Origin of the sequence: Clostridium sp. (assembly GCF_050717535.1) — a bacterium.
GTDB lineage: Bacteria > Bacillota > Clostridia > Clostridiales > Clostridiaceae > Clostridium_AD.
On record NZ_JBOITM010000064.1, the window covers coordinates 1 to 4,746 of the forward strand.

Consider the following 4,746-nt stretch of genomic DNA (forward strand, 5'->3'; position numbering starts at 1 on the left):
ATTCACATCCTTTTTTTGATACCTTATTATACCATAAATACCCAAAAATAAGAACCCTGAGCATAAAGAAAAAGCAGGTTTTTACACCCGCATTTTCTTCTATACACCCAAAGTTTAGTAAGAACCTGAAAATGTAGTGCTACCTTTTTTAAATTATCTAGTATTTTTCATAGGAAGTCCAATGCTAATCTTTGTTCCAATTTCAGGTCTGCTTTCTACTATAATGGAACCATTGTGTTTACCAATAATCCATTTTGCAATAGATAATCCTAGGCCTGTGCCACCACTTTCTTTTGCTCTTGACTTATCACATCTATAAAATCTGTTGAAGATATAGGGGAGGTCTTCTTTAGGAATACCTATTCCTGTGTCTATAATTTCAAGCATTAGATTTTTCTTTTTAATATAGTTATTTAAAACAATGGTTCCACCATTTGGGGTATATTTTATACTGTTATCAATGAAAACTCTTAATGCTTGTTTAAGTAATTTTTTATCTGCATAAATGAATACTTTTTCATTTATATCAGTTTTAATTTTATGGAAGTTATCAATTAATTTCGTTTCCTTTATAATTTCATATACCAATTCATTAATGTAAAAATATTCTTTCCCTATTTTTTGAGTGTTTTTATCACTTCTTGCAAGGAATAAAAGCTTTTCTACTAATAGCTGCATATCCTTAGCTTCATCCTTTATAGCAGTTATAGATTCATCTAATACTGCTTTATCGTCTTTTCCCCAACGGTACAGCATGTTTGCATATCCTTGAATAACGGATATTGGTGTTCGAAGTTCATGAGAAGCATCTGATACGAACTGGTTTTGTTGTTCATAGGCGGTTTGAATGCCATCTAGCATTTTATTAATAGTTTGGGCTAAATCTTTTAGTTCATCGTGTGAAACACTAACATTTAATCTAGTTTCTAATGCATTAATTGAAATAGCTTTTGTGGTTTTTGTCATGTCTTTTATTGGTAGAAGCATTTTTTTACTAGCTTTAGAACCAAAACCTAATGTAATCACTAAAGAAAATATATTTACGAAAAATATGATTAAACAAAAAACACCCCAATATTCATTTTCTTTTTTTAGGTCTTTAGATAGCTGAATAATAAAAAAATTATTGTTTTGGTCAAGTTTAGTTGTAACAAAAATCAGCTGTTGGTTTATTTTGTTAATTATAGGGTAGTCTGAGGTATCTTCATGGAAGGATACATGTTGTTTATTCTTTTGGGTAGAATAAACAAGATTTTTATTTTTATCAAAAACATTGAAGTTTATATTTTCTATATCAGAAAAAATATTGGAATTAAAGCTTTGAAAATTTTTATATTGTTTAGAATAATTAATAGCTATATTGCTGTATCTAGTCAGTTCCATATTAACTTCTTCTATTAGAAAAAATCTAAAACCTATAATTAAACCTACACTTAACAGAAAAAGTGTAGTAGAAAAAATCAGACTATATACTGCTGTAATTTTAAAACTAATTGAAAATCTTAATCGCTTGTTAATGTTGTAGATTAGATTCTTTAATAGCTTTGGAGTAAAGTTCAGTATGATTTTTACTACTTTTAAGAGAAATCGAAAGCATTTCCATATAAACCTAAAGATAAATTTCAAATTATTCATCTTTTAAAAGATATCCCACCCCTCGAACAGTATAAATAAATTTCTTGTTAAATCTATCATCTATTTTAGCTCGCAAATATCGAATATACACATCTACTACATTAGTATCACCCATATATTCATATCCCCATACTGTATCTATAATTTTATTTCTTGTAAGAACAATATTTTTATTTTCTATTAGGTATTTAAGTAAATCAAATTCTGTCTTAGTTAGGTCTATAGGATCATTTCTAAAGGTAACCATATGTCCATCTAAGTCTATGGATAGTTCTCCAGAAGATAATGTATTCAAAATTTCTTTAACTACAGGTGCCTTTTTTAATGCTGTCCTTATTCTTGCTAATAATTCTTCAATAGCAAAAGGCTTTGTCATATAGTCATCAGCACCTATATCAAGACCCATAACTTTATCCATTATCTCATCCTTGGCAGTTAGCATTATAATAGGAATTGCTGACACTTGTCTTATTCTCCTTAACACCTCTAGTCCATTTAAAGAAGGTAGCATGATATCAAGGATTATTATATCAAAAATTTCATTAAGAGCCTTAGCTAAGCCTTCACGCCCGTCATGACATTGCTCAACACTGTAGCCCTCATAGGTTAGTTCTAACTGGAGAAATCGTGCTATTTTTATTTCATCTTCAATTATTAATATTTTTTGTCCATTCATATATAAATTAACCCCCAAAATATATTATATTAATAGTTCAACTCTAAAACATGTTTTCGCAGGTAGTAACCTATAAAAACATCTAGAAAGTTGAGTTAATAAGCATAGTTTCATTATATATTATTTTATATATAATTGACAATTGACTTTATATATTTGGAATATATTATTATAAAAAAACAACCTACATAGATAAAATGTAGGTTACTAGAGCATTATTCAGTTTTCATTTCTTCTTTAATTTTTGTGGTTACTTTATTAACAGCAAGGGACATCTTATCAAAAACTTTGTTTACTTGTGAATCTTCACTATTTTTCTTTTGAATTCTTATTTTATGGTTAGTTACTATAGCCAATATTGTTGCGGCAATTACTACTGGAGTAGCTACTACAGTTACTATAATTCCTAGTGTTACACAAATATTTAATACTACAGAATCATCTTTTTTTACTATTAATTTTGTTTCGTTGCCTTTTTTAATAAGCTTTTTTATTTTTTTTAAAAATTTAATTTCGCTGGAAGGGATCTCCTCTGGTTTAATCTTATTTTGTTTTTCAAGATATACAAGTGCAGAAATAAGGTCTCCACCACTTTGTTCTAGGGCATTTTTAGCATCCTCATAGCTTATATTAGCTCTTTTTCTTAACTCATCAATTTGCTCTAAATTTATTGTCATATAAATTCCTCCTCGTTTTTTATTGGATAGATTTGAATTATTTGCTTTCTATTCTTTTATTATAAGATGGAGGGATTAAAGACTTATTAGTAGTCGATTAGAATTGGATTAGAATTCTTTTTAAATAATATAAATATGAGATATGTATTTATCATTGTTCAAATGCATTAAAACTGTGGATTAAATCTTAAACAATTGCCTAATGTATATTTATATGAACTCGTTTACAATAGATATTAGAAGATAACAAAAGAATAGTGAAATATTTAAGCAATTTCATTAGACAAATAATTACTAATAAATAATTGCAAATGAGTAAAAGTTAATTCAAATTAATAAAGATAGGAAGTGTATATATTTAATGATAAAAATAACAACCTTAATAGAAAATAAAAGAGGGGAACATTTAGGACTAGAAAATGATTAGACGGTTTTTTTTGTTAAAATATACTATAATAAGAGTAGCTTTAATATGCTAGGAGGATTAGATCATGAAGAATAATGATAGTCGATATTCACCACAGATGGATGTAGCTGAACAAAATCAAGCAAAGTATCCCTTGGTGTTTGCAGCAGTGGAAAAATTAACTAAGTCAAGCACACCTGCAATTATTGCAATTGATGGTCGTTGTGGTAGTGGAAAAAGCTCTCTTTCTGCAATACTTGCAGAAAAGTTTGACTGTAATGTCTTTCATATGGATGATTTTTTCCTTCCATTTGAAATGAAAACCAAGGAACGCTTGGATAAACCTGGTGGAAATGTTCATTATGAGAGATTTCAAGAAGAAGTTCTTAAGCCACTAAATAATAGTAAAACTGTTATCTATAGAGCATATTCTTGCTTAAGTGGGACTTTTGGAGAAGCAATCCATATAGATCCTAAAAAGATTACTATTGTTGAGGGCGTTTATTGTCTACATCCAACACTTTCACAGTATTATGATTATAAAATATTTTTGAACCTTAGTTCACAAATTCAGCAAAAACGTATTTTAAAACGCAATGGAGAAAAAATGTTTCAAAATTTTCGTGATAAATGGATTCCTATGGAGGAAAATTATTTCGGAAATCTTGATATTGAAGATCAATGTGACATTGTAGTTGATACCTCTGATTTCTGGATATAAATCACCATGCATTGTTACATTAATTATTAATTCAATTTGAAAAGGAGATTTTAACATGAAAATTAATCGTACTCGGAAGCTTGCTTATACTGGGTTATGTATCGCTATTGGTTTGTTACTTCCACAGTTTATCAAAATCATACCAGTATCTAATCCGGGGGCTATTTTCTTACCTATGCATATACCAGTGCTAATATGTGGGTTTCTCTGTGGTTTCCCCTATGGTGCTGTTTGCGGTATGATTTTACCGCTATTGGCTTTTGCTCTTACGGGAAGGCCCGCAATTTATCCTACAGGTGTATCTATGATGTTTGAATTGTATGCTTATGGTGCACTGTCAGCATTATTGTATCGATATACTAAGGGAAAAATTTATCACACTCTTATTGGGGCTATGTTAGGTGGTAGAATTGTTTTGGGTGTAGTGAATACTATTCTCTTTAGCTTTACAGATAAAGCTTATGGTATGGCAGCATTTATTTCTGTTTCATTTGTTACTGCACTCCCGGCAGGCTGTGCGAGAATTAGATTTTAGATATAATCCGCAGCTGAATTAGAAATTTAAAATTTTATTGTAACTATTTTTCTTGATATAAAGCAAAAAAAGCACCTATATTAGGCTGCTTTCATA

General features: G+C 29.3%; 5 protein-coding genes. 2 read left to right on the forward strand and 3 right to left on the reverse strand.

What is annotated here, in order from left to right:
* Positions 1-153: 153 nt before the first annotated feature.
* The 3 genes from ACREVU_RS09105 to ACREVU_RS09115 form a co-directional block, all read right to left on the reverse strand.
* Positions 154-1,383, reverse strand: a complete 1,230-nt coding sequence (locus ACREVU_RS09105; protein ID WP_431551278.1) for a sensor histidine kinase — start codon at positions 1,381-1,383, stop codon at positions 154-156.
* Positions 1,384-1,627: 244 nt separating this feature from the next.
* Positions 1,628-2,311, reverse strand: a complete 684-nt coding sequence (locus ACREVU_RS09110) for a response regulator transcription factor (protein ID WP_431551279.1) — start codon at positions 2,309-2,311, stop codon at positions 1,628-1,630.
* A 215-nt stretch (positions 2,312-2,526) separates the two neighbouring features.
* Positions 2,527-2,988, reverse strand: a complete 462-nt coding sequence (locus tag ACREVU_RS09115; RefSeq protein WP_431551280.1) for a DUF4342 domain-containing protein — start codon at positions 2,986-2,988, stop codon at positions 2,527-2,529.
* A gap of 491 nt (positions 2,989-3,479) precedes the next feature.
* On the opposite strand from ACREVU_RS09115, the gene ACREVU_RS09120 reads away from it, so the two are divergent.
* Both ACREVU_RS09120 and ACREVU_RS09125 read left to right on the forward strand, forming a co-directional pair.
* Complete coding sequence (locus ACREVU_RS09120) at positions 3,480-4,115, forward strand: uridine kinase family protein (protein ID WP_431551281.1); 636 nt, start codon at positions 3,480-3,482, stop codon at positions 4,113-4,115.
* A gap of 55 nt (positions 4,116-4,170) precedes the next feature.
* Entirely contained in the window at positions 4,171-4,650 is a 480-nt protein-coding gene (locus ACREVU_RS09125) for an ECF transporter S component (protein ID WP_431551282.1), read from the forward strand.
* The last annotated feature ends 96 nt before the right edge of the window (positions 4,651-4,746 follow it).